The sequence below is a fragment of the Rickettsia aeschlimannii genome (assembly GCF_047973405.1).
Classification (GTDB): Bacteria; Pseudomonadota; Alphaproteobacteria; order Rickettsiales; family Rickettsiaceae; genus Rickettsia; species Rickettsia rickettsii.
Genome location: NZ_JBFQGO010000005.1, coordinates 90,572 through 112,271 on the forward strand (window position 1 = coordinate 90,572; position 21,700 = coordinate 112,271).

Genomic DNA, 21,700 nt, shown 5'->3' on the forward strand with positions numbered 1-21,700 from the left:
ATATTTATGTTTCAGCCAAATCTCAAGGCTACCGTTTTAGCTCTGCTAATACCGACGTTTAAGATAGATTCGCTGTAATCTTTATACATTGTAATAATACTAATATCAGAATTACAGTCAGAGGTAGCAAAAATCATTTTGTCACCGTAAGCTATTTTGTTACATATTTTAAACATCGGATTTTGGCATCTTCTATGCACTAATAAAGGGAAACGAACCGTAACATCATCTATTTTTGTTTGATATAAAGAATTACGGTCAGTTAGGTTTTGCAATGAAACTTCCGAAGGTGACCACTCAGGATATGAAACCTTAAAATGTTCACATAATTTGTTCACTAAATCTTGCTTTATTAATATAGAAATAGGATCTGTTTGCAGCGGATCACTGACTACTACGACTTTTTTTGATTTGTAAATAGCACTCGCTGTGTATTGTGGCGATATCTGCCCTGCTTCATCAATAAATAACCAAGGAATTTCATTATGTTCGGATGTTACCAACATTTTATCGAATAAGTAAAAAGTTGTAGACACAACAGGTATGACCATAAAGAAATTTTGCCAAACAATTTTGTTTATCTTAGGGGCACCCAATGAGTGCACTGCCATATCAAAGAAATATTGCAGGCTATGCCAAAAATTATCAGCATTAGCATTTATAAATATCTCATGTAATCTCACAGCACTTATGAATAATTTTGATCTTAATTTTTCAAACTCTTTATCAAAGTAAGGAGTGACTTTATTTAAATCTTCAAAATTTTCTTGCCAATTTTTCCAAAATAAATCTTCTTCAAAATCCTTAATACTGAAATATTTATCTTTTAAACTTATGATAGCCAAGCTTATATCGTCGTTAAGCTGTTTTATTTCTTCTACAGAAGCTTCAATTTTCTTAATTTCAGCTTTAATATTCTTAACATCAGTTTTTATCGGGTTAATTTCTTCTGAAGATTTATTTTTTAGCTTAATTAAATCCCGTTTTTGCTCATAGCAAGAATTGTATTTTGCGGTTTTTAAAAATGCATGAATTTTTTCAAAAAAAACCAAATTTAATAATTTTATTTCACAATCAATTTCAAGTATTTTAGAGCTTTTATAATCAAGCTCTAATTCTAACTCATTTTGCTCTTCTTTTTTTTCTGCATATATCACTCCTAAATCCTCCTCCTTAATTAACTCTCTTTTCTTTTTATTAAGTTCAATAACTGATGCAATATTTTCATAAACTTCATGAATTTCACTGTATAAATTGTTAAAATCAGCACACGCTTCTTTCCATTCATTATTAATTTCATCTATAGAATTACTACAATATTCAGTGTGCAGGGGCTTTATCTTTACATTTATTATTAACTAGCAGATTAAGATATTGCAGCATTGTATGTTTTTTATCATTCTTATCATCGTTTTCTTCTTCATCTTTATATTTCCAAAACTTATTTGAAAATCTCTTTTTATTTGCATGATTACCGAGCACCGCAGCAAATATACCCCAATCTTTCTCTTTTTCCTCTTCCAATAAAAGTTGTTTAAAATAACTTAAATCTTTATGGATATAGCTTATCTATTTTACTATATAACGATATTTCTTTAGGTATATTTTCAACATTGTTATTAGATGATGCAACAACCATACCGTAAGTTTGTAATTCCGGTTTTAAAGAATTAACATGATAATCAAAATTGGGGGTATGTAAGGAAGATTTTTTATTTTGAAACCCGTCCTTAGGATCTTCTAAAATTGCTAAATATGAAGCACGATCTACATAGATATTTGCTATAAGATCAAAAAGTATAGTGGTTTTACCTGTACTAGGCGGACCATTAACAGCAAAAAGCTTTCCTGAAAAAGAGGGTAATATCAAATTAATGGCAGCAGCTTGCAGTGCTGCAAGAGAGTGACTCGGCGATGAACACCAACGCGTCGGTTACATCATAAATGGAGATAACAGTTCTTGTAGACTTTCTTGATGCTTTAAAACATCTATGGAATCCGGCTTATCTTCTTTACCGAGATATTTGGCAATTGCTGATTCCGAGTCAAATTTTTCTATATTACTTCGTACAAAATCTAATGGCCTTAGAAAAAAACTATTAAACATTTCTAAAGAAGGAGTGGCAAAATTATAAATTACCGGTTTATCTTTTTTCTTTTTATGCGAGGTAACTCTTCTTACGCATATTTCAGAGCGGCCAAATAAATATTTTTTGTCAATTTCTAACTTCTGCACTACAAGATCAATCATAAGATTAATCATTTTTAAATCTAGAGTTTTAACTCAAGAATCTTGCTTTTTATCCTTAAAATATATTCTCTCGCTTTCTGAAAATACTTCCTCTATTAGGCTGTTATTATTATCTACAAAATTTGGTAAATCTTTATTCTTTTTCTTGGAACTCATCTCTCATGATTCTACCGAGAGCATAAGCAGCAGTAGAGATAACCATCGATCCTTCAACATATTTACCGTTTTCATCTATAGTTAAACCAGCAATAGGTGTTTGTCGGTTGCTCTTGCTTATCTTGATGGTTATCATAATCATTTAAGAACTCTTGATCTAATTTAGTTATATTTTGGATTTTCTTTAAAATATCAAGTTCAGCTTCCGACCATTTTAAATAACCGAGATAAATATGCCAATGAACTGCTACTTCGTTTTTCTCAAGATCAATACCGAGTTTTGTTTTATCCAGTTTTTCAAACGGAACATCTTTTAAGAAAAAAAGCGTTTCTTTCTTATCCAGTTTGCAACTAAAACTGCCTTCTTTATCGGTATGTTCTCTAATAATTTCAAAATATCTATTTAAATTTTCGTTTTTATTAGGAGTTAGTACTTCAATAATCTTCCATACATCGAGGATAGATTTGATTTGTTCATCAGATTGATTGTACATAAAAAGAAGTTTACATTTAAAATAGAAATATCCTAAGTATGAAACTAGAAGAAGTAAACAACTTTTTAATGTTACTATTTATATTATAGTATATAAAGATGTGTATAATTAACACAATTATCGCCAAATTATTAATGATTTTATAAAATTTTAGTATTTTTTATAAATTCATTTAATATATTTCCTTAACCAAAAAATAGGATATAATAAATGCAAAATAATAAGGAAATTATTAAATATATAGTGTCTAGCATTTGGTCTTCTTGGAATCCTATAAACTGGTCACCAAGCATGCAATTAGCTACCTTAAGTTATATATTGTCTTGTTTAATTGATGGAAATGATGCATATCCAATTGAAGATGCACAAATAATAAATAATGACCAGGAATGGCCTAAAAACAATCAAACTTATACCTTTTATAATACCCAATTTCCATCTTCTCGTTATATGGAACTTGCAAAAGAGATACCTATATGCCTAAAAAGATTAAAAATATTTCATCAATTTGATGATGAGAATTATGTACCCAATGAAGCATTAGCCTCTCATAAACTCATAAATAACTTTTCTAATTTATTGAAGCATTTTAAACTAACTCCTCTTATAGATTCTACTGATTTTAATCCTAACTATTTTATGGTATGGAGTTGGGCAAAAAATTTAGGGAATATTCCTAAATATTTTGGTCAAAAGCTAAAGCGTGTTTGTAATAATATAGAAGAAGCAGAAAATTATTGGGAGAGTTATGAACCGGAGGCATTCTCTAATTTTTCTACCTTTCATGAGTTTATAAATACAATCACACATTGTAATGATGCATTATTAGGTTGTAGAGATATTAGATCAGATATATATTACAATGAACTATAGTTAATTCAGATGAATACAACTTTCTTCTTTAGCAAATAAAGCAATTAATGCCTATATAGTCAAATGCACATTTAAACCGCTTCAACGCACATAGCCATACCCATACCGCCACCGATACATAAAGTAACTAAGCCTTTTTTAGCTTTAGCTCTTCGTAAGCCGTGTATCAGAGTAATAAGTACACGTCCGCCGCTTGCCCCGATCGGATGACCGATTGCTATTGCTCCACCGTTAACATTAACCTTCTCCATATCCCATTTCACGGTTTACATAAATACTTTGAGCGGCAAACGCCTCATTAACCTCGATAACTTCCAAATCATTAACGTTCCAACCTGCTTTACTTAAAGCTTTTTTGGATGCAGGGACAGGGGCAGTACCCCCATAACACTTGGATCAACACCAGCTGAAGCATAAGAATACGAGCTAGCGGCGTTAAATTATGCTTTTTCAAAGCTTCTTCGGAAACTACCATAAGAGACATGCCGCACCGTCATTAATAGAGGAAGCATTACCCGCCGTAACTACACCATTTTTATCAAAAGCAGGACGTAATTTACTCAAAATTTCAAGACTGGTATCAGGTCTTACTGTTTCATCATGATCAAACAAACTAGTAGTTTTTTAACCGTTACTTCAATAGGTAAGATTCCATCTTTAAAAACTCCTGCTAGCTGTGCTTTAGCTGCTTTTTGTGAGAGCTTAAGGCAAACTCGTCCTGCTGTTGTCTGCTCATATTAAACTGTTTCGAGATATTTTCGGCAGTAATACCCATAAATACTCCTGAAAATACATCGGTTTATCGGTCATACTGCATTAGATCAACCATTTTAATATCGCCGAATTTAGCTCCTGCTCTGATATAGCTACCGTGCATACCGAGCGACATATTCTCCTGCTCACCTGCTATAACTATTTCATTATCACCCGTCATAATTGAATTTGCTGCAAGTACTACGCTTTAAAGACCTGAGACGCATACTTTATTAATCGTATAGCCCGGCACTTCTTTCGGTATTCCCGTATAAATCAGAGTTCGCCTCGCCGGATTCTGCCCTCTACCGCCGGTTATTACCTATCCAAGGATTACCTCACCTACTAAAGCTGGATCGATTTTGCTGTTTTGCAGTATATCCTTTATTAAATGAGCAGCAAACATAGGTGCAGCTGTTGTACTAAGGCTCCCCATAAAAGAGCCGAAAGCAGTCCTTTTCGCATAAGTTATATAAACCGGTTTTGTCATAATGTGTACTCCTTAAATAATTTATCTAGTTTATCATTTATTAAATAACTAATATGTCCGCCTGCTACATCTATAAGCTTAGAGTTTTTTAATAATTTTTGCAAAGGTAAAATGGAATATTTAGGTACTATTTGATCATCTTCTGCTGCTACTATATATACAGGACAATGAATTAACTCGGATCAATAATAAAATTATCGATTTTCCATTTAAGATTTATAAACATATTTTCATCTAATATATTTTGTATAATTTGATTATAAACCTCCTTAGATATACTATTACCTGACATAAGCCAATTCTCTATTCCAAATGCTAATTCTTGCTCCTTATCAGAAGTTATAGAGAAAAATTTTTTTAATTTAGCATTGAAATAATCAGGAAATAAAAGAAAAAATAAAATTTGAATATGAATTTTAGGAATTATCAGTAAATTTTCTATGCCACTATCTAGTTTTAAATATCGATGCAACATTCTTATATAGAAAAAATGAGAAAAATCCCACGGGCAGGTAAGTAAAGTCAGAGTTTTGATAAATTAAGGCATAAGTACGTTTGTAGCTATCGCAAGGTTACCACCGATACAATGACCTATTAAATTAATGTCTTTAATTTTCAAATTATCTATTACTTCGATTATTTTATGCACATAGTCGTCTAGTAAATATTTAGGTTCCTCAATCTCTAACCAATCTATTAAATAAACTTCACCGTAGCTTCTCAAATTTTCAATAAAACTTTTGTCACGAGCTAAAAAAAATATTTCCGGTGAGTTGAAGATAGAGGGGATGATTAGGAAAGTTTTGATGTCATCTTGACTTCTTTCTGTGTCATTCCTGACTTCCCCCTTGTCATTCTTACGAAAGCGGGAATCCATTTTTAATTTATTTTTACTGGAACCCGTGGACAAACCACAGGATGATGCCAAGTAATACAACACCCTATAATGCTCTGTTTGCATTACTATTTTACCTGATTTTAAATATTTATTACCTAAATTAGGTGTCTTTGTATAATTATTATAAAGGTCAAAATATTCCTGTAGTTTATTACTATCTAGCGTTGAGAGTATCTAATCTTATATTAGTAATTCTTGACAAAAGGCTAAATATATTGTATAAGTTCAGCACCCTCAGAATATAATAACAATATATAGGCTCTAAAGTTTTAGGGGAAATATCTTTTCATAAAATCTTGAAGTGCTTAAGTTTTTTTTTTCCTTAGGGATTTATAATGCTAAGTACCTCATCACGATCGTTTAAAAACAAATTCAGAGCGGCATTTTGGCCTGTACATAATTACGAACTCGGAAAGTTTATTCCGATGAGTACCTTAATGTTTTGTATTTTATTTAATCAAAATGTTTTACGAATCTTAAAAGATAGTATTTTAATCTCCGAGATTAGTGCAGAAATAGCAGGTTTTGCTAAAGTTTATTGCGTTACGCCTGCCGCTGCTTTATTCGTGATTATTTATGCTAAAATGATTAATTATCTTACTTTTGAAAAGATCTTTTATTATTTAAGTGCATTTTTTATCAGCTTTTTTGTTTTATTCACTTTTGTAATCTATCCTAATATTCATATTTTTCATGTACATCCCGATAATCTAGCTGACTGGATGGAACGTTATCCTCATTTTAAGTGGTATATCTCATTAGTAGGTAATTGGGGTTATATAGTATATTATAGTCTTGCCGAGCTTTGGCCTAATATTTTTTACGTATTATTATTTTGGCAGTTTGCTAATGAACTTACTACTATCGAAGAAGCAAAAAGATTTTATACTCTCTTTTCGCTATTCGGCAACTCTTCTTTAATATTAGTCGGCTTTTTAATGATGAATCTATCATCGGAAGATACTATTATTAAGAAGTTTATGAGTATTTCAGATAGTAAAATCACTTTAGTTCAAGTATCCACGACAATTGTGGTAATTGTTGCTATTATTTGTTGTTTGTTAGTTAGATTTATTAGCAAGAACGTTTTTACTAATCCGTTATTTTATGCTAAAGCAAAAAGCGGTAGATCAACTTCAGAACGTATGGGGCTAATTAAAAGCTTTAAATATATTGCGAAATCAAAATATTTATGGCTACTTTTAATTTGTTCGGCAGCTTTCGGATTTGCTATTAACTTAGTCGAAGCAGTATGGAAAGCAAAAATTAAGGAATTATATCCGACTGTAAATACCTATGCTGAATTTAACAGTCTGTATATACTTTGGACAGGCGTGGCAATAATGGTTATGACCATCATCGGTAATAACGTTATGCGTATGCACAACTGGTTTGTAGCAGCAGTTATTTCACCAGTTATAATAATGGTGACCGGCATTTTGTTCTTTGTACTTATCGTATTTGACCAACAAATTTTATCATTATTTGATGGAGCAATTTTAATGTCACCTCTTGCTCTCGCCGTTTCGATCGGTGGTATTCAAAATATTTTAGCTAAAGGTACTAAATATTCTATATGGGATACTTCAAGAGAAATGTTATATATCCCTCTTGATGAGGAGCTTAAAACCAAAGGCAAAGCTGCGGTTGACGTGATAAGTGCAAAAGTCGGCAAATCCTCTAGCGGTCTTGTGCAATCTATTATTTTTACTCTAGTTCCAACCGCTACTTTTACCTCAATCTCACCAATTCTAATGGTGGTATTTACTTTTGTATGCTTAGCGTGGATTTATGCAGTAAGAAAAATATATTTTGAATATCAAAAAATAGCATAAAATAAACTATTGTCATCCCGCGACTTGATCACGGGATCTAAGGATACAGTCTACGACACAAGATACCGTGGTCAAGCTACGGTATGACACCGAACGCGTTTTTTGATCCACGCGGGCAATGCCCTTTTTAACTAGGAACCTTACAGCATAAAACTATCGATGTTACTATGAATCAATCTCTCCTAAAGCTTTAGTCTCTATATTATCTAAGGAAATCTCAAAATCCTTTAAGATATTTTCAACATCTTTTAAGATAGGATCAAATTCGTCTTTACTTTGAGAAGAAGGCGGTTTAAATGAAGTTAGGGTAACTTTTTCACTCTTTATAAAATTATGAGGCTGAGGCTGATTCCTTAAGTTTAATAGTAACAACTTCGCCTGCTAGAGAGTTCGTATGTCTGTTCTCATTAATTGAATCTGGATGCGTAATTTCTAGGTTTTTTGTAGTATTATCTTCCTTGTTCTTACTACGGAATGAAAAAATTCTAGATAATGGCATTTTATTTAAAAAACGCCATTATAGGGCAATAATTTATATTTAACAAGCAGGATGGTTAATTGTCATAAACTTTTCTATCATTCTAGTAACGGAGCGTTCTAGCTCAATATCTAATTTTGAATAATCAGAAAAGTTAAACCATTTAAGTTCATTCGATTCGTTATTTTTTATAAAATTATCATTATTTACTGTTTTTAGTAAAAATCGTACATCATAGTGATAATGAGCAGGCTCCTTATGAGTTTGCAGAATATAATGGGTGTCTATATCAAAAATCTCCTTATTTATAGTTTTGATTTCATTAATTCCCGATTCTTCTATAGCTTCTTTAACCGCTACATTTAATATATTACTATCTCCATCACAATGACCGCCTGGTTGAAGCCACTTATCAAGCTTTTTATGGTGCATCAATAAAAATTTAGTTTTATCATTATTAAGTAAAAAAGCCGAAGCAGTGAAATGTCCTATTTGTAAATCTCCGCTAAAAGGGTTTTCATATTCATTTAAAAATTCAAGCATTTTTGTTTTTGTAACAATTTCTTCAGGATATGTACTACTGTAATTTTGTAGTTTAATATGTAATTCTTTCATAATGATAATTTTTTATGTATAGAGCTTCGATATTTAACTCAAATTTCTCTGCTAAGTCAAATGAAAATAATGTCATAAAATTATTTCCATGTTTCATGGTAATTACCATTGACAATTAGGTTTATTTTTATGCTTAATAAAATAGTCGAGTTATTTAGAAGTGATGATACAACCCCTTGGTATGGTAAGCTTGCAGTAGTAGGAGCATGTGCTGTTGGAATTTATGTGATAGCAGGTGATTTACTTAAATCTCCGGCTTTTATTCTCAAATGTGGTGCCAATGTAGTAGCAACAATGGGAACAATTCTAGCATATGAGCATTATACAGAAGCAACTTCGCAAGAAAGTCCGATGGAATTGATAGGAAATGAAGCACAAGCTGAAATATAATAATAAAATATTTTTAACGAATTTAGAGGACACACCGACTCTAAATTCGTATTCATTTACCATTCAAACCGTTTTTTAGTCTAATTTTGACTTGTTTTAAAGAACGAGGAGTTGCGTCCGTAACTTCAATTTCAATATTTTCTGAAATATCTATTCTAGTACCGATAGCCGGAACACTACTGACTCTAGTCAATACTAATCCACCTATCGTATCAAACTCATCATCATCATTTTGTAGCTTTTCTCCTATTATTTCTTCAAGCACTTCTACTTCAACACGTGCATTTGAAATAATTGTTGAGTTATTAATAACCTTGAAATTATCGCTATCTAATTGCTGATCATGCTCATCATCTATTCGTCCTACTATTTCTTCTATAAGATCTTCAATAGTAACTAAACCGTCAGTACCGCCATACTCATCAACAACTATTGCAATATGTGTTCTCTCACGACGCATTTTTGCTAGCAAATCTAATAATTTCATAGAAGGAGCTGCAATTATATGCTTACGTATAAGCTTTTTTAAACGACCGTTTTGCTTTGTAGCCAATGCTTTAAATAAATCCTTAATATGAATGAACCCTACTACATTATCCAAAGTGCCGTCATATATAAGAGTTCGTGTATGTGGAACTTCTAACTTAATAGACTCACTTAATTTTTCTAGATTCGTAGTTAATTTTATTGCCGCAATATCGGAACGTGGTACCATTATATCTTCAATAGTTTTATATTCTAGCTCCAATAAATTAGCTAAAATATTACGCTCGTCTAAAGTCATTTTTTGGCTATTAATTTTAAGGCGTTTTATGACACCAAAAAAATTATCGGGCGTTTTTGTTTTTCTAAAAAAATTTTTTATCGGAGAGAATAATTTTCGTACAGTAAAAATTAACTTATTATTTTGATTTTTTTTACTAGAATCTTCTTTTTTTGAAGATTTTAACATAAATTTTTTTATTTAGTTAATAAGGGGAAAAAATACCGAAATATGATAATATTTCAATTTCTAGATTTTCCATAATATTTGCTTCTGTGTCATTTTGATGATCAAACCCAATTAAGTGTAAAATACTATGTATTAAAAGATGAATAAAATGATTCTCAAAAGTTTTTTGTTGCTCGCACGATTCATTATATATTACCTCATAACAAAATGCTATATCACCTAAATGCATATAATCAGAGTCACCTAAAAATTCAAGTTTAGAATATAAATCCTGCCAATTTAATTCATTGCTTGGAAAAGAAAGAACGTTAGTAGCTTTTTCTATATTACGAAATTGTTTGTTTAAGGTCAATATTTCTGCAACATTTGTTAGTAAAATTGATAATTCAAATTGTTTTATTTTACTAAAATTATCAAATCGCAATAAAATATTTTGAGTTATTTTTTTGATTAAACTCTTATTTATCTGCTTATGCTCACGCCATTTGTTGTAGTTTCTTACAATTTCTACGTTTATCATTGTACCAAATATTGAATGTCGTTATAGACTTAACTGCAACTTAAGAGCATATTTTAAAAGCTGTATATCTTCATTAGAGATAACGTTAATTTTAGATTTTAATCTTAATTTGCTTACTGTCATTATTTGATCAGTCATGGCTTTACCTTTTTTGCTACCTATCATTACGTAGGCTTCACAAAGATAGCATTTATCGATGTTACTAGTTAAAGGTATTACTTGCACACGATTTAATGAAGCATTTGAGTAATTATTGCCGGTCTTACCTTAGCGACTTCCCCACCTAACAAGGATTAAAGTCGACCACCATACCTCACCTCTTTTCATAAAAATCGCGTTCTATTAACCCTTCTACCCACTCATTGGCCTTTTCCTCAGCTTTTGTATCTTGAGCCATGGCTTTGTAAGCGGCTTCAAGCTCCTCATTAATTACATAAGCTTTTAAAGTTACTCAATAAATTTGCTAATTTTACGTTCACCTATTACAGAATAAAGCCTATAATAAACCGCTCATCTATAGTAATTGTCAATTTCTTCTGCATAAAATACTCGTATACACGTGTTACACTTATGATATCATATATATAAATTAATCAACATGAGAATTATTTACTTTAGTAAACAAAGATAATAGCTATGAAAACTGACCACACAGGCAATAAGCATGATATTTTAAGACACCAGTTTTTGTTGGTAATTCTCTTTTAATTTTTGAAAATCCTCATCGGCATGGTATGAAGAACGGGTTAGCGGGCTTGCCGAAACCATCAAGAATCCTTTTGTTTTTGCTACTCGCTCTAGATATTTAAACTCTTCCGGCGTAACATATTTTGCGACCTCAGCATGATTTTTGGTAGGCTGCAGATACTGCCCGATAGTTAGGAAATCAACCTTTGCTTCTCTTAAATCATCCATAACCTGTACTACTTCATTTATTTCTTCCCCAAGCCCTACCATCATACCGGATTTTGTAAAAATTTCAGGAGATAATTTTTTGATATTATGAAGTAATCTTAAAGAATTATAATATCTAGCCCCCGGTCTAATCGTTTTGTATAAAGACGGTACTGTTTCGACATTATGGTTAAAAACGTCAGGTTTTGCGTTTGCTATTATTTCAGCTGCTCCTTCTTTTCTTAAAAAATCGGGTGTTAGAATCTCAATAGTAGTACTTGGCGATGATTTTCGGATTTCGCTAATACACTCCGCAAAATGTGAAGCTCCGCCGTCCTCAAGATCATCACGATCGACGGAAGTAATTACTACATGCTTAAGATTTAGCTTTTGTACCGCCTCCGCTAACCTTTGCGGTTCATGCGGATCAAGTAAATCCGGTCTACCCGTTTTAACGTTACAAAACCTACATGCTCTAGTACAAACCGAACCTAAAATCATCACAGTTGTATGTTTTTTTGACCAGCACTCACTAATATTAGGACAAGCAGCTTCTTCGCACACAGTACTTAATCTCAGATTCTTTATTAAATCTTTTGTATTATAGTACTCTGTAGAATTAGGAGCTTTTACTTTTATCCAATCAGGTCGTTTATTTAAATTAGCCATAAAACGGAAATAATTTAATTAATTTTGTCACTTCATTTAATACTTTCTGCTCAAGATCGCTATTATCTTCATTATTTTTTAAGCCGTCTAAAATATCTGCTACCATACGACCGACTAATACAAAATCCTTTTCTTTAAAGCCTCTAGTAGTACATGCGGGAGTACCAAGGCGAATACCTGAAGTGATAAAAGGCGAAGTTTCATCAAACGGGATAGCATTCTTATTACACGTAATCCCTGCTCTATCCAAAGAATTTGCAGCAAACTTACCCGTGATTCCGTCTTTACGCAAATCCACTAAAACAATATGATTATCGGTACCACCTGTTAATATATCATATCCTCTTTCTTGCAAGCTATTTGCTAAAGCTTTAGCGTTACTTATTACCTGCTGAATATAACTTTTATACTCAGGCTGCAAATTTTCTAAAAAAGCTACGGCTTTTGCGGCGATTATATGCATTAACGGACCACCTTGTAGTCCTGGAAATAATGCAGAATTTATTTTTTGACCTATCTCTTCATCGTTAGATAAAATTAAACCGCCTCTTGGACCTCTAAGTGTTTTATGAGTAGTAGAGGTAACAGCATGAGCGTAAGGAATAGGGCTTTGATGCTCACCTGTGGCAACAAGTCCTGCAATATGAGCAATATCTGCCATAAAGTAAGCTCCTACTTTATCCACGATTTCTCTAAATTTTGCAAAATCAATATTACGAGGATAAGCAGAAAAACCGGCTATAAGTAATTTTGGTTTATGCAAATCAGCTAAGCGTTCAATCTCATCATAATCGATTAAATAAGTCTCTTTATTTACGCTATAAGAAACGGAGTTAAACCATTTACCGGACATATTAGGAGCTGCACCATGCGTTAGATGCCCGCCGCTATCTAAGGACATACCAAGAACCGTATCACCCGGCTGTAATAAAGCAAGATATACAGCCTGATTTGCTTGTGATCCTGAATGAGGTTGGACATTTGCATATTTGCAGTTAAAGAGTTTTTTTACTCGTTCTATAGCTAAATTTTCAGCTTTATCTACTTCCTCACAACCGTTATAGAATCGCTTACTTGGGTATCCCTCAGCATATTTGTTAGTCAGAAGCGACCCTTGAGCTTCAAACACAGCAGGACTTACGAAATTTTCTGATGCAATAAGCTCGATTACGCTACTTTGACGTAGCTTTTCATGCTTTATTATTTCATTAATCTCTTTATCCGTTTCATGTAAATTATTATTAAAAATATTCATTCATCCTCATATTTTTTTTGGTTTTGTTGTGTGGATATCTAATCGTCATTGCGAGAAAAAATTGCTTTGACGAAGCAATCTCGTACCAAAATCCTGAGATTGCTACGCAGCCTACGGCTGCTTGCAATGACGATTATTTATAAAATTAATCGCAATCTCAAGCCCCCGTCCATCTATTGAATGAGCAAGAGACGTTAATTTATGTCCACTATGCTCTATATGCAGCTTAGATAAATAGTTTGAAGCATTATACATCTCGCTAACACCAACCACCTCATCCAATTCCCCATGAATCAAGCATATAGGAGTAAGCTTATTATTAACTTCCATAGGTGGAATTAATGCACCCGAAAAACCTATAGTACAGAAAAACGGCTCTTTTTGAACTAGTGTTAAATATAACCCTATCATCGTACCTTGAGAAAAGCCAATAATGATAGTATCTTTGTTGGTTAGATTTAACTCGTCCTGCTTTTGCTTTATTATATCTTCAACCTTAGAAATATTATTTGCAATTAGCTTTGCTATAATATGCGGGCTGCGGTCTTGCAAACTAAACCATTGTCTACCATAAGGCATCATATCATAAGCCTCAATACCATGCGGTGAAATAAAATGACAATTGGATAAATAATTTTTGATATAAGGCACAAGCCCTATTAAATCATGTCCGTCCGAGCCGACACCGTGCAGTAATACTACTAACTTCTTCGGCGGCTGCTCTTTACTTTCTACTTCGGGGTATTCTAAATATTTGCTCATGTTTTTATATGTTTATGTACTTAAAATATTAAGGTTGAGTAGTAGTATACGAAGATCAATTTCAAAAAGAGCAAGGAGTCTGCAAGGCAAGGAGCGGAGCGTATACTTAATACGTGAGCACCGCAGAACTTGCTAGACGACGACGCCAATTTTTGAAATTCACTGATTATACGCTTTTCAACATCTTCTCAAGTTCCCCACTTTGATATAACTCTCTAGCAATATCACACCCGCCGACTAATTCTCCGTTAATGTATAATTGTGGGAATGTCGGCCAGTCGCTAAATTTTTTTAAATCTTCACGTAATTCAGCATCAAAAAGTACATTAATATCACGAAATTCTACACCTAATTTATTCAAAATAGCTACTACGGTTCCTGAAAATCCGCATGCAGGCGACTCTTTAGTACCCTTCATGAACAATACTACTTTATTATTTTTTATTTCATTTTCTATAAATTTAAAATTTTTATTTTCTAGCATTTTAAGACTCAATAATTTATCTTCTAAAATACACTTTCTATAGCAATATATGCAAGCACAAATAGTTAATAAAATTTTTGAGATTTTTAGCAAGAATAATCCAAATCCGAAAACCGAATTAATATATAAGAATGATTTTACCTTATTAGTAGCGGTAATATTATCTGCTCAAGCCACCGATATATTAGTAAATTTAGCAACTAAATCTTTATTTGAAACTTATGATACACCAGAAAAAATTTTAGAACTCGGCGAAGAAGGACTTAAAAAATATATAAAATCTATCGGACTATTTAACAGCAAAGCAAAAAATATTATCGCATTATGTAAAATATTGATAAGCAACTATCAAGCTTCAGTACCGAATGATTTTAAGGAATTAATTAAACTACCGGGCGTTGGCAGAAAAACTGCTAATGTTGTACTAAATTGCTTATTCGGCATGCCTACAATGGCAGTTGATACGCATGTCTTTAGAGTAACCAAAAGGATCGGCCTTGCTAAAGGCGGTACTCCTGAAATAGTAGAAAAAGAGCTACTGCAGATTATCGATAAAAAATGGCTAACGCATGCCCATCACTGGCTAATTCTGCACGGCAGATATATATGCAAAGCTAGAAAACCCGATTGCGACATCTGCCCTATTAAAGAGTATTGCGATTATTATTTTAACCTTAAATAAGAGTTATAGTAAATCTTATAAATTACCAATTATTTCTGAATAATATTCATGTTCTATAGAATTAGGTTTAGGATCAAGCGTTGCTAATGTTTCTAAATGACAAGTAACGAATGGTGCACCTTTACCTTGCCCCCTGAATAGATACGGATGTTTGCAAAACCAAGCGAATCCTCCTTCCATTTGTGCACTAGTTAATTCATGTAATATATTACCGTTTTTATCATAAAGACTAAATAAAGTGTTGTCATTATCCTCAATAAGTTTTATAGGGGTTTATAAATTTTCTTGCTGATGTCCTATATATATTTTATCTAAAACTCCTTTTTTCTCATATTCTTTAAGAATTATTTGTGTCATTTCCTTTACCGGTACAGTAATCATATATTCTTTTTTATTAGAATAAATATCTTTGGCACAGGCGACAATAAAACTATGAAGTTTAACTGCAAGATTTTTATGTTTTATAATAAAAGGTTTTTCTTGATATATTGGAAGTCTTGCTATACCAGAATGCAAAATAAAGCTTGCATTTTGAGAAGTCAGCATGGTTATAAACATCTCTATAGATGAAGTATCAAGCGAGTCACCTTTTTGTCATATTTTATTGGAAACAAAGGCTACATAATACATCGGTTAAGCTTTGATCATGATAATCTAAGCTAGCGGGAAAGGCATACTTCCCCTTATCAAAATTTTTTATCACCAGATTATTGCCTTGATAAGAACTTTGAAAGCTACTCTGCTTACCCCAAAAATCTTGCTAAGTAGACATATTCGCTCCGTTGACTTTTACCATATAAAAATGTAAATCATCTTCCTGTTTATAATGATGAATTTCTGAATTTACTTTTTGTATTTGTGTCTCTTGTAACTTTTTAGAAATACCCTGTAAATCAGAATATTGTTTATCTATTTTACTGAAATTATACTTAGAACCAAGCTGTAAAACTCACCCATACTGCATTTCGATTCCATCCGGGGTTTTAGCTTCTTTACATGCAGCTTTTATAAATTGACTTAACTGTTCTTCATCTTTAGTAAAATTATTTTTTTTAAATCTCTCTAAGAATTTTTTTAATAAAGCCTCTTTTTTCTTTGATCTGTCATATTAACATCAGTATGATTAGTAATATTTATGCCTGTTTTTAATCTTAAATTAAAAATATCTTCCATATATCTATAGAAGGTATAAATTTCTATAGTTTGGGGCTTAAAAGATGAATTATCATTTAATTGCAAAATAAAATCATTTACTTCTTTCCAATTTTCATAAGTTGATATATCAAGAGAGATAATTTTATCCTTTACTATATCAGGATTTTAAAGAAAATTAAAAATCTCTTGTAAGCTTATTCCCTCTAAATTTGTACAATCTAAGACACCGTCTTTCATAGAAGATAGTGCTTCTTTCAATTGATCATTGATTTCTTTCATTTTATAAATCTTTTAAATATTAATTCTTAAAGAAGTACTAAGAAATTAATATTTTGTCAACAAAATATCTTATGTGATTATAAAGATACGGCTAAGTGATGTGTACAAATACTTTAAATTTTAATATATTTTCAAGTTGACAATTTTTTGCTTACTTCATAATATCTAAGCTCAATTTGATAAAGGTAAAATTTATGCGTTCAGCACTTATAACTTCTATATTAGTAGCTGTAGCTTTCTTAACAAGTGCTTGTAATACAATGCAAGGTACAGGTCAAGATATGCAGGCAGCCGGTAAAAAACTTGAAGATTCGGCAGAAAGAAATAAGCCTAAAAAAGATTGCGGCTGTCCTCACAGCTCAGCTAACTAAATATACTGTTTTTTATAATGGGTCGTCTGCCGATTCTTCATTTACTCGGAGTATATATCGCAGACGACTTTTTATTTTTCGACCTTATCGATTTCTGCTTTTAGCTTTTCTATTTCTTCTTTTGAAAGTTTAGTATATTTAATTATTGTTTCTAGAGGCTCTTTATCAATTAGCATTTCTTTTGCTATTTCAATATTTCTTCTAGCTTCGCCTTCAGCTCTTCCTTCCTCTTTCATCTTTTTAAAAGCACTAGTTTCAATTCTAAGCCACTCTAAACGGTTTTCATATTCCTCTCTTTCTGCATCATTTAAATTTATTACCTCAAGCACGGTTGGTTAATGCTTTTCTCAATACATCATTATACAATTCTTTCAGTAAATTATCTTTATTTAATAAATCATTACGTGTTAAAATGCTAGCCATATATCTAAAGCATTTTTAACTTTCTTGACGACGTCAGATAACTCCTCCTTAGGATTCTTAGCAAATTTATTAAGCTCTATCGTATGTAACTCTATATCTTTAAAATATACTAAACCACTTTTTTCCCCTTTAACTGAAAAGAATTATGATATTCATCCGTATCTGTAATACTGGTAAAGTTAAGTATGTTTAAGTATGTGTATCCCTATTGTTTTATTTAATGCCGCATAATCTGATCCCTCTTTCAGTTGCTCCGTATACATTTTCACCCACTAATACAAAGCTCTTTTATCGTAATCCGCTTCATCGGTTACTTGGATTTCGATATTATACCTTTTACTGCTTTCACTTTTGGCTTTTATATCAAGTATAGATAGTTTATCGGCTTTAAAATTCTTTGGATTATACGGATTAAGTAATGCTACTTCTACAATCTGATCTTTCTCACTTACTATCGAATTAATAAGCGATATCAATAAATCTTTATTCTCTTCTACTCCGAAGATTTTTTTAAACGCTAAATCTACTCTCGGATTAACTTTTGACATATTATTATGTTACTGAATGTTATTTTCTCTTTATTTTAGCATATTCTGAGGTAAATATTCTACTATAAATTTATATTAAATCTTTTGCTTATTCACCAATCTATATATCTCTTTTTTACTATAAACATCTTTGAATTTGTCATAAACAAGTTCGGTAGTAGTTTTGTTACTTAAGTTTTTATTTAAGCAAAGTTCTATAAATTTTTCTAAATTTTTTTGTTGGTTTTGTTCCTGTATATTTCCTGAAATCAACAATACTATCTCACCTTTTAAAATATTATTTTGATAGAACTCTATTATTTCATCTATATCCCCTGTTTTTATTTCTTGATACAGTTTAGTTAACTCACGAGCTACACATATTTCTCGGTTTCCTAGTATTTCCTTAGCTACCGATAAAGTATTTATCAAACGAGGGGCCGTTTCAAAAAAAATCAAAGTAGCCTTAAGATTTACTAGTTCAGAAAAAATCTTTTTCTTACTTTCTATAGTTTTAGGTAAAAACCCATGAAATAAAAATCGATCAGTAGGAAGAGCCGATAAAGTTAGAGCAGTAACCGGTGCAGATACTCCCGGTACTACGTCTATATGACAATTAAGATTGCGTATATCTCTAACTAACTTATAGCCGGGATCGGAAATTAAAGGAGTCCCTGCATCAGAAATTAAGCTTATTATATTGCCCGATTTTATTAAACTTATGATATTTTCTCTATCTTTCTCATCACTATGATCATTATAAATTTGTAATTTTGTATGAATGTCATGTTTTGCTAGCAATTTTTGTGATATTCTAGTATCCTCGCATAAGATAATATCCGAATTTTTTAAAGTCGATATAGCACGAAGCGTTATATCTTCAAAATTACCGATCGGTGTTGAAACAATATATAATAATCCCGGTTTGGAAAGATATTTAATCATAGTTTTTTAATTTTAAGTAACATTATGGCTAGTATAAAACATAAACTACGAATCGTTCTATCATTTTTTTGCTTGATATATTTAACGTCCTGTCAAACTCCTAAAGAAGAACCTATAAGTTTTTCTAAAAAAGAACAAAAAGAAATTGAGATTGCAATTTTAATGCCAAATCAGGGTCCTGATGGTATTGTCGGGAAACAATATAAAGATTTAATTAAAATGGGACTTAACGACGGAATCAAATCTTACATACATGTTACTTCTTACGACGGTTCAGACGAAAAAAACGTTTTAGCCGCTATGGATAAAATAGTAGCACGTAAAACTAAGATTATTTTAGGTCCTCTATATTCTAACTTTACCTCTCTAATAGCCGAAAAAGCAAAGGCAAATGATATTATTATAATAACTATGTCAAATAATCCGGCTCTTGCAGAAGATAAATTATTTGTATTCGGTCATGCACCTTTAAAACAACTGATACGTATCATTAATTATTACGCAAGTAACGACCATAAAGATTTTATGGTATTATTACCTAAAGGGAAGCATTCGCAAACTATTAGTCAAGTAATGCAAAATATATTGATTCAGAACAATGCATCATTATCACGCACTGAATTTTATGAGGATAATCTTGAATCTATAGCAAAAGCCGCAAGAAATATTTCAGATAACACCGATATTATAAATGAACGTAGCGACACGACAAAACCAGTTATTTATCTATCAGACGATCCCAAAAATTTAAACCTACTCGCTGATAGTATTCGTAAATATAATTTAGATAAAAAGGCTATTTTAATCGGTGATAATCGTATTGATATCGATTACCCTGAAAATATCGATATTAGCTTTACCGGCTCTTTAAATTTACTCAATAGCAACGTTCCGGATAGGGCAAAAGACTTAGGTATTAACCATATAGGCTTTATGCATCTTCTTTCTTATGATTTAGGACGTATGACTGCAAACTATATAGGCAATGAATTTGCATCTGAAAGGTTTTTAAGTAGAATGAACAGTAGACAACCTTATATAGGTTTATCCGGTAATATTCATTTCATCGATGGAGTAGCTCAGAGACGATATGATATTATTAGGAAAGAGAATGGGATATATTCTACTGTTTCAGGAAATTAGGGAGTTGTTGTATCTTAGTCACTCAGTGGCCTGACCATGTGTTGTACGAACGTTCAGGATGTCATTCCTGCAAAAGCGGGAATGACATTGAGTAGGTTTTTCAAGCCATGCAACAAGGCTGGTCAAGCCACAGGATGATAAATGGACACTAAAGATTAATTATTTATTTTTATCATTATCACTACCGTCATCTTTCATGCCGTCTTTAAAAGCTTTAAGACCTTTAGCAAGATCGGACATAACTTGCGGTAATTTGCCGGCACCGAATAATACAAAAATAATTAGTAAAACTATTAATAAATGGCTAAAGCTCATTCCCATGATATTTTTGCTGTATAAGTTAAAATTTAATTATACAAGATATTATAGCTCTAATCTAGGATAAAATAATTAAAGAAATGTTTACTAAAAAACAATTTTCAGAATTTTTTGCTACTTTTTTTTATATCGGGAAAATAAAATACTGCCCAGGCACTTTTGGATCGATTGCCGCTTTCCCTCTAACTTATTTCTTAATATATTTTATTGTTAATAACAAAATAATCATTCCTTTCTTAAGTCTTACTCTCGGTGAAGCTCAACTTGTCAGTATATTTATTATAAGCTTTAGCTTATGTTTGATACTCTTAATACTCGGCACTTATTTTACTAAAATATATTTAAATCATACAAATTTAGAAGACCCTAAAGAAGTGGTAATTGATGAAGTAGTAGGGCAAATGCTAACTATCGTTTTAGTATTTTTTTCCGCTTTATTTGCTAATGAATCGTATTTAATTAAATATTTTAGTCCGCTAACAATAAATATTATATTACTTTTCGTATTACCTTTTTGTCTATTCCGATTTTTTGATATAGTAAAGCCCTGGCCTATTAATTGGTTGGACAAAAATATTAAGGGCAGTATCGGCGTTATGCTTGATGATTTGCTAGCCGCAATATTTGCTGCGGTAACTCAATACGCAATTATATTTGTGTTAATAGATATTCGACAATAGATTTGCTATAAAAAAAGATCATTGACTAATTTCTAATATAATAATATGATATGACAAATATTTATAAATTTTTAAAGAGATAGTTTTCATGTTCGCAGTTATAAAAGCAGGTGGAAAACAATATAAAGTAGACAGAAATAGTATTATTAAAGTCGAAAAAATTGATGGAGAACTTGGCTCTAAAATTCAGTTTGATCAAATTTTAATGATTGGCGAATACTCAAAGCCTTCTTTTATTGGGACTCCAATAGTTAAAGGGGCTGTTGTTACGGCTGAAATTACTAACCAACTTAAAGATAATAAAATTATAGTCTTTAAGAAAAAGCGTAGAAAAAATTATCGTCGTAAAGCCGGTCATCGTCAAGAATTGACGGAATTAAAAATATTAGATATTACCAAACAATAATA

At 31.6% G+C, this 21,700-nt stretch carries 27 protein-coding genes and 4 pseudogenes; 8 read left to right on the plus strand and 23 right to left on the minus strand.

Annotated features, from left to right (window positions below; genetic code table 11):
- Positions 1-758: 758 nt before the first annotated feature.
- From AB4K15_RS05035 to AB4K15_RS05060, 6 genes and pseudogenes are all read right to left on the minus strand, one after another.
- Positions 759-1,052, minus strand: a pseudogene (locus AB4K15_RS05035) (hypothetical protein); the annotation flags it as partial.
- 268 nt (positions 1,053-1,320) lie between these two features.
- A complete protein-coding gene (locus AB4K15_RS05040; RefSeq protein ID WP_048751013.1) occupies positions 1,321-1,524 on the minus strand; it encodes a hypothetical protein in 204 nt (67 codons plus the stop codon).
- Between the two features lie 28 nt (positions 1,525-1,552).
- Complete coding sequence (locus AB4K15_RS05045; protein ID WP_500225161.1) at positions 1,553-1,870, minus strand: hypothetical protein; 318 nt, start codon at positions 1,868-1,870, stop codon at positions 1,553-1,555.
- A gap of 63 nt (positions 1,871-1,933) precedes the next feature.
- Positions 1,934-2,251 carry a hypothetical protein gene (locus AB4K15_RS05050; RefSeq protein ID WP_500225729.1) on the minus strand — a complete coding sequence of 106 codons (318 nt, stop codon included), beginning with the start codon at positions 2,249-2,251 and terminating at the stop codon, positions 1,934-1,936.
- A gap of 33 nt (positions 2,252-2,284) precedes the next feature.
- Complete coding sequence (locus AB4K15_RS05055) at positions 2,285-2,407, minus strand: hypothetical protein (protein WP_500225163.1); 123 nt, start codon at positions 2,405-2,407, stop codon at positions 2,285-2,287.
- A 71-nt stretch (positions 2,408-2,478) separates the two neighbouring features.
- Positions 2,479-2,700: a hypothetical protein gene (locus tag AB4K15_RS05060; RefSeq protein WP_500225204.1), complete on the minus strand. Its 222-nt coding sequence runs from the start codon at positions 2,698-2,700 to the stop codon at positions 2,479-2,481.
- A gap of 411 nt (positions 2,701-3,111) precedes the next feature.
- On the opposite strand from AB4K15_RS05060, the gene AB4K15_RS05065 reads away from it, so the two are divergent.
- Positions 3,112-3,774 (plus strand): hypothetical protein, encoded by a 663-nt coding sequence (locus tag AB4K15_RS05065; protein ID WP_500225165.1) that lies wholly within the window; start codon positions 3,112-3,114, stop codon positions 3,772-3,774.
- A 71-nt stretch (positions 3,775-3,845) separates the two neighbouring features.
- Here AB4K15_RS05065 and AB4K15_RS05070 read toward each other — a convergent pair.
- Both AB4K15_RS05070 and AB4K15_RS05075 read right to left on the minus strand, forming a co-directional pair.
- A pseudogene (locus AB4K15_RS05070) lies at positions 3,846-5,017 on the minus strand (acetyl-CoA C-acetyltransferase).
- Positions 5,014-6,089: pseudogene (locus tag AB4K15_RS05075) on the minus strand (alpha/beta fold hydrolase). The pseudogenes AB4K15_RS05070 and AB4K15_RS05075 overlap by 4 nt, the downstream one beginning before the upstream one ends.
- Positions 6,090-6,250: 161 nt before the next feature.
- Here AB4K15_RS05075 and tlc5 point away from each other — a divergent pair.
- Entirely contained in the window at positions 6,251-7,750 is a 1,500-nt protein-coding gene (gene tlc5 / locus AB4K15_RS05080) for a GTP/GDP exchange transporter Tlc5 (RefSeq protein ID WP_032073553.1), read from the plus strand.
- A gap of 165 nt (positions 7,751-7,915) precedes the next feature.
- Here the strand turns inward: tlc5 and AB4K15_RS05085 are convergent, their stop codons facing one another.
- Both AB4K15_RS05085 and AB4K15_RS05090 read right to left on the minus strand, forming a co-directional pair.
- Positions 7,916-8,122: a hypothetical protein gene (locus AB4K15_RS05085; RefSeq protein WP_500225168.1), complete on the minus strand. Its 207-nt coding sequence runs from the start codon at positions 8,120-8,122 to the stop codon at positions 7,916-7,918.
- 166 nt (positions 8,123-8,288) lie between these two features.
- The gene (locus tag AB4K15_RS05090) at positions 8,289-8,720 is read right to left on the minus strand and encodes an NUDIX hydrolase (protein ID WP_500225208.1); all 432 of its coding nucleotides are present in this window, start codon (positions 8,718-8,720) and stop codon (positions 8,289-8,291) included.
- 252 nt (positions 8,721-8,972) lie between these two features.
- Here AB4K15_RS05090 and AB4K15_RS05095 point away from each other — a divergent pair, with 252 nt between their 5' ends.
- Positions 8,973-9,233: a hypothetical protein gene (locus AB4K15_RS05095; protein WP_048751015.1), complete on the plus strand. Its 261-nt coding sequence runs from the start codon at positions 8,973-8,975 to the stop codon at positions 9,231-9,233.
- 52 nt (positions 9,234-9,285) lie between these two features.
- On the opposite strand, the gene tlyC is transcribed toward AB4K15_RS05095, so the two are convergent.
- The 7 genes and pseudogenes from tlyC to grxD all read right to left on the minus strand — a co-directional run bounded on the left by tlyC (position 9,286) and on the right by grxD (position 14,769).
- Complete coding sequence (gene tlyC / locus AB4K15_RS05100; protein ID WP_032073555.1) at positions 9,286-10,185, minus strand: hemolysin C; 900 nt, start codon at positions 10,183-10,185, stop codon at positions 9,286-9,288.
- 16 nt (positions 10,186-10,201) lie between these two features.
- The gene (gene ybeY / locus AB4K15_RS05105; protein ID WP_014365447.1) at positions 10,202-10,705 is read right to left on the minus strand and encodes an rRNA maturation RNase YbeY; all 504 of its coding nucleotides are present in this window, start codon (positions 10,703-10,705) and stop codon (positions 10,202-10,204) included.
- A gap of 21 nt (positions 10,706-10,726) precedes the next feature.
- A pseudogene (locus AB4K15_RS05110) lies at positions 10,727-10,948 on the minus strand (type II toxin-antitoxin system PemK/MazF family toxin); the annotation flags it as partial.
- 429 nt (positions 10,949-11,377) lie between these two features.
- Positions 11,378-12,268 (minus strand): lipoyl synthase, encoded by an 891-nt coding sequence (gene lipA / locus AB4K15_RS05115; protein ID WP_032073556.1) that lies wholly within the window; start codon positions 12,266-12,268, stop codon positions 11,378-11,380.
- Positions 12,261-13,523: a serine hydroxymethyltransferase gene (gene glyA, locus AB4K15_RS05120; RefSeq protein WP_032073557.1), complete on the minus strand. Its 1,263-nt coding sequence runs from the start codon at positions 13,521-13,523 to the stop codon at positions 12,261-12,263. Before glyA ends, lipA begins: the two co-directional genes overlap by 8 nt.
- Positions 13,524-13,634: 111 nt before the next feature.
- Positions 13,635-14,285 (minus strand): alpha/beta hydrolase family protein, encoded by a 651-nt coding sequence (locus tag AB4K15_RS05125; RefSeq protein WP_032073558.1) that lies wholly within the window; start codon positions 14,283-14,285, stop codon positions 13,635-13,637.
- A gap of 166 nt (positions 14,286-14,451) precedes the next feature.
- Complete coding sequence (gene grxD / locus AB4K15_RS05130) at positions 14,452-14,769, minus strand: Grx4 family monothiol glutaredoxin (protein ID WP_032073603.1); 318 nt, start codon at positions 14,767-14,769, stop codon at positions 14,452-14,454.
- 49 nt (positions 14,770-14,818) lie between these two features.
- Between grxD and nth the strand changes: the two genes are divergently transcribed.
- Positions 14,819-15,451 carry an endonuclease III gene (gene nth, locus AB4K15_RS05135; protein WP_032073559.1) on the plus strand — a complete coding sequence of 211 codons (633 nt, stop codon included), beginning with the start codon at positions 14,819-14,821 and terminating at the stop codon, positions 15,449-15,451.
- Positions 15,452-15,466: 15 nt separating this feature from the next.
- Here the strand turns inward: nth and AB4K15_RS05140 are convergent, their stop codons facing one another.
- A complete protein-coding gene (locus AB4K15_RS05140; RefSeq protein ID WP_500225172.1) occupies positions 15,467-15,631 on the minus strand; it encodes a hypothetical protein in 165 nt (54 codons plus the stop codon).
- A 93-nt stretch (positions 15,632-15,724) separates the two neighbouring features.
- Complete coding sequence (locus tag AB4K15_RS05145) at positions 15,725-15,997, minus strand: hypothetical protein (protein ID WP_032073604.1); 273 nt, start codon at positions 15,995-15,997, stop codon at positions 15,725-15,727.
- Between the two features lie 1,082 nt (positions 15,998-17,079).
- On the opposite strand from AB4K15_RS05145, the gene AB4K15_RS05150 reads away from it, so the two are divergent.
- The gene (locus AB4K15_RS05150; RefSeq protein WP_014409024.1) at positions 17,080-17,256 is read left to right on the plus strand and encodes an entericidin A/B family lipoprotein; all 177 of its coding nucleotides are present in this window, start codon (positions 17,080-17,082) and stop codon (positions 17,254-17,256) included.
- A 71-nt stretch (positions 17,257-17,327) separates the two neighbouring features.
- Here the strand turns inward: AB4K15_RS05150 and AB4K15_RS05155 are convergent, their stop codons facing one another.
- From AB4K15_RS05155 to rsmI, 3 genes are all read right to left on the minus strand, one after another.
- Positions 17,328-17,585: a hypothetical protein gene (locus tag AB4K15_RS05155; RefSeq protein ID WP_500225175.1), complete on the minus strand. Its 258-nt coding sequence runs from the start codon at positions 17,583-17,585 to the stop codon at positions 17,328-17,330.
- A gap of 366 nt (positions 17,586-17,951) precedes the next feature.
- Positions 17,952-18,227, minus strand: coding sequence for an Rpn family recombination-promoting nuclease/putative transposase (locus AB4K15_RS05160; protein ID WP_500225176.1), 276 nt, complete (start codon positions 18,225-18,227; stop codon positions 17,952-17,954).
- Positions 18,228-18,302: 75 nt separating this feature from the next.
- Entirely contained in the window at positions 18,303-19,151 is an 849-nt protein-coding gene (gene rsmI, locus AB4K15_RS05165; protein WP_032073560.1) for a 16S rRNA (cytidine(1402)-2'-O)-methyltransferase, read from the minus strand.
- Positions 19,152-19,175: 24 nt separating this feature from the next.
- Between rsmI and AB4K15_RS05170 the strand changes: the two genes are divergently transcribed.
- Entirely contained in the window at positions 19,176-20,294 is a 1,119-nt protein-coding gene (locus AB4K15_RS05170) for a penicillin-binding protein activator (RefSeq protein ID WP_032073561.1), read from the plus strand.
- A gap of 159 nt (positions 20,295-20,453) precedes the next feature.
- On the opposite strand, the gene tatA is transcribed toward AB4K15_RS05170, so the two are convergent.
- A complete protein-coding gene (gene tatA / locus AB4K15_RS05175; protein ID WP_004997483.1) occupies positions 20,454-20,615 on the minus strand; it encodes a twin-arginine translocase TatA in 162 nt (53 codons plus the stop codon).
- A 77-nt stretch (positions 20,616-20,692) separates the two neighbouring features.
- On the opposite strand from tatA, the gene AB4K15_RS05180 reads away from it, so the two are divergent.
- Both AB4K15_RS05180 and rplU read left to right on the plus strand, forming a co-directional pair.
- The gene (locus tag AB4K15_RS05180; RefSeq protein ID WP_032073562.1) at positions 20,693-21,292 is read left to right on the plus strand and encodes a phosphatidylglycerophosphatase A family protein; all 600 of its coding nucleotides are present in this window, start codon (positions 20,693-20,695) and stop codon (positions 21,290-21,292) included.
- Positions 21,293-21,380: 88 nt separating this feature from the next.
- Positions 21,381-21,698 (plus strand): 50S ribosomal protein L21, encoded by a 318-nt coding sequence (gene rplU / locus AB4K15_RS05185; protein WP_004997480.1) that lies wholly within the window; start codon positions 21,381-21,383, stop codon positions 21,696-21,698.
- Positions 21,699-21,700: the final 2 nt, after the last annotated feature.

Coding starts and splice junctions, on each gene's coding strand:
- lipA (WP_032073556.1), bottom strand. CDS start 12,268: ATGGCTAATTTAAATAAACGACCTGATTGGATAAAAGTAAAAGCTCCT.
- tlyC (WP_032073555.1), bottom strand. CDS start 10,185: ATGTTAAAATCTTCAAAAAAAGAAGATTCTAGTAAAAAAAATCAAAAT.
- grxD (WP_032073603.1), bottom strand. CDS start 14,769: ATGCTAGAAAATAAAAATTTTAAATTTATAGAAAATGAAATAAAAAAT.
- AB4K15_RS05050 (WP_500225729.1), bottom strand. CDS start 2,251: ATGATTGATCTTGTAGTGCAGAAGTTAGAAATTGACAAAAAATATTTA.
- rplU (WP_004997480.1), top strand. CDS start 21,381: ATGTTCGCAGTTATAAAAGCAGGTGGAAAACAATATAAAGTAGACAGA.
- AB4K15_RS05145 (WP_032073604.1), bottom strand. CDS start 15,997: ATGCTGACTTCTCAAAATGCAAGCTTTATTTTGCATTCTGGTATAGCA.
- AB4K15_RS05180 (WP_032073562.1), top strand. CDS start 20,693: ATGTTTACTAAAAAACAATTTTCAGAATTTTTTGCTACTTTTTTTTAT.
- AB4K15_RS05140 (WP_500225172.1), bottom strand. CDS start 15,631: ATGGAAGGAGGATTCGCTTGGTTTTGCAAACATCCGTATCTATTCAGG.
- tlc5 (WP_032073553.1), top strand. CDS start 6,251: ATGCTAAGTACCTCATCACGATCGTTTAAAAACAAATTCAGAGCGGCA.
- tatA (WP_004997483.1), bottom strand. CDS start 20,615: ATGGGAATGAGCTTTAGCCATTTATTAATAGTTTTACTAATTATTTTT.
- AB4K15_RS05160 (WP_500225176.1), bottom strand. CDS start 18,227: ATGTCAAAAGTTAATCCGAGAGTAGATTTAGCGTTTAAAAAAATCTTC.
- glyA (WP_032073557.1), bottom strand. CDS start 13,523: ATGAATATTTTTAATAATAATTTACATGAAACGGATAAAGAGATTAAT.
- AB4K15_RS05095 (WP_048751015.1), top strand. CDS start 8,973: ATGCTTAATAAAATAGTCGAGTTATTTAGAAGTGATGATACAACCCCT.
- nth (WP_032073559.1), top strand. CDS start 14,819: ATGCAAGCACAAATAGTTAATAAAATTTTTGAGATTTTTAGCAAGAAT.
- AB4K15_RS05150 (WP_014409024.1), top strand. CDS start 17,080: ATGCGTTCAGCACTTATAACTTCTATATTAGTAGCTGTAGCTTTCTTA.
- AB4K15_RS05065 (WP_500225165.1), top strand. CDS start 3,112: ATGCAAAATAATAAGGAAATTATTAAATATATAGTGTCTAGCATTTGG.
- AB4K15_RS05125 (WP_032073558.1), bottom strand. CDS start 14,285: ATGAGCAAATATTTAGAATACCCCGAAGTAGAAAGTAAAGAGCAGCCG.
- rsmI (WP_032073560.1), bottom strand. CDS start 19,151: ATGATTAAATATCTTTCCAAACCGGGATTATTATATATTGTTTCAACA.
- AB4K15_RS05170 (WP_032073561.1), top strand. CDS start 19,176: ATGGCTAGTATAAAACATAAACTACGAATCGTTCTATCATTTTTTTGC.
- AB4K15_RS05055 (WP_500225163.1), bottom strand. CDS start 2,407: ATGAGTTCCAAGAAAAAGAATAAAGATTTACCAAATTTTGTAGATAAT.
- ybeY (WP_014365447.1), bottom strand. CDS start 10,705: ATGATAAACGTAGAAATTGTAAGAAACTACAACAAATGGCGTGAGCAT.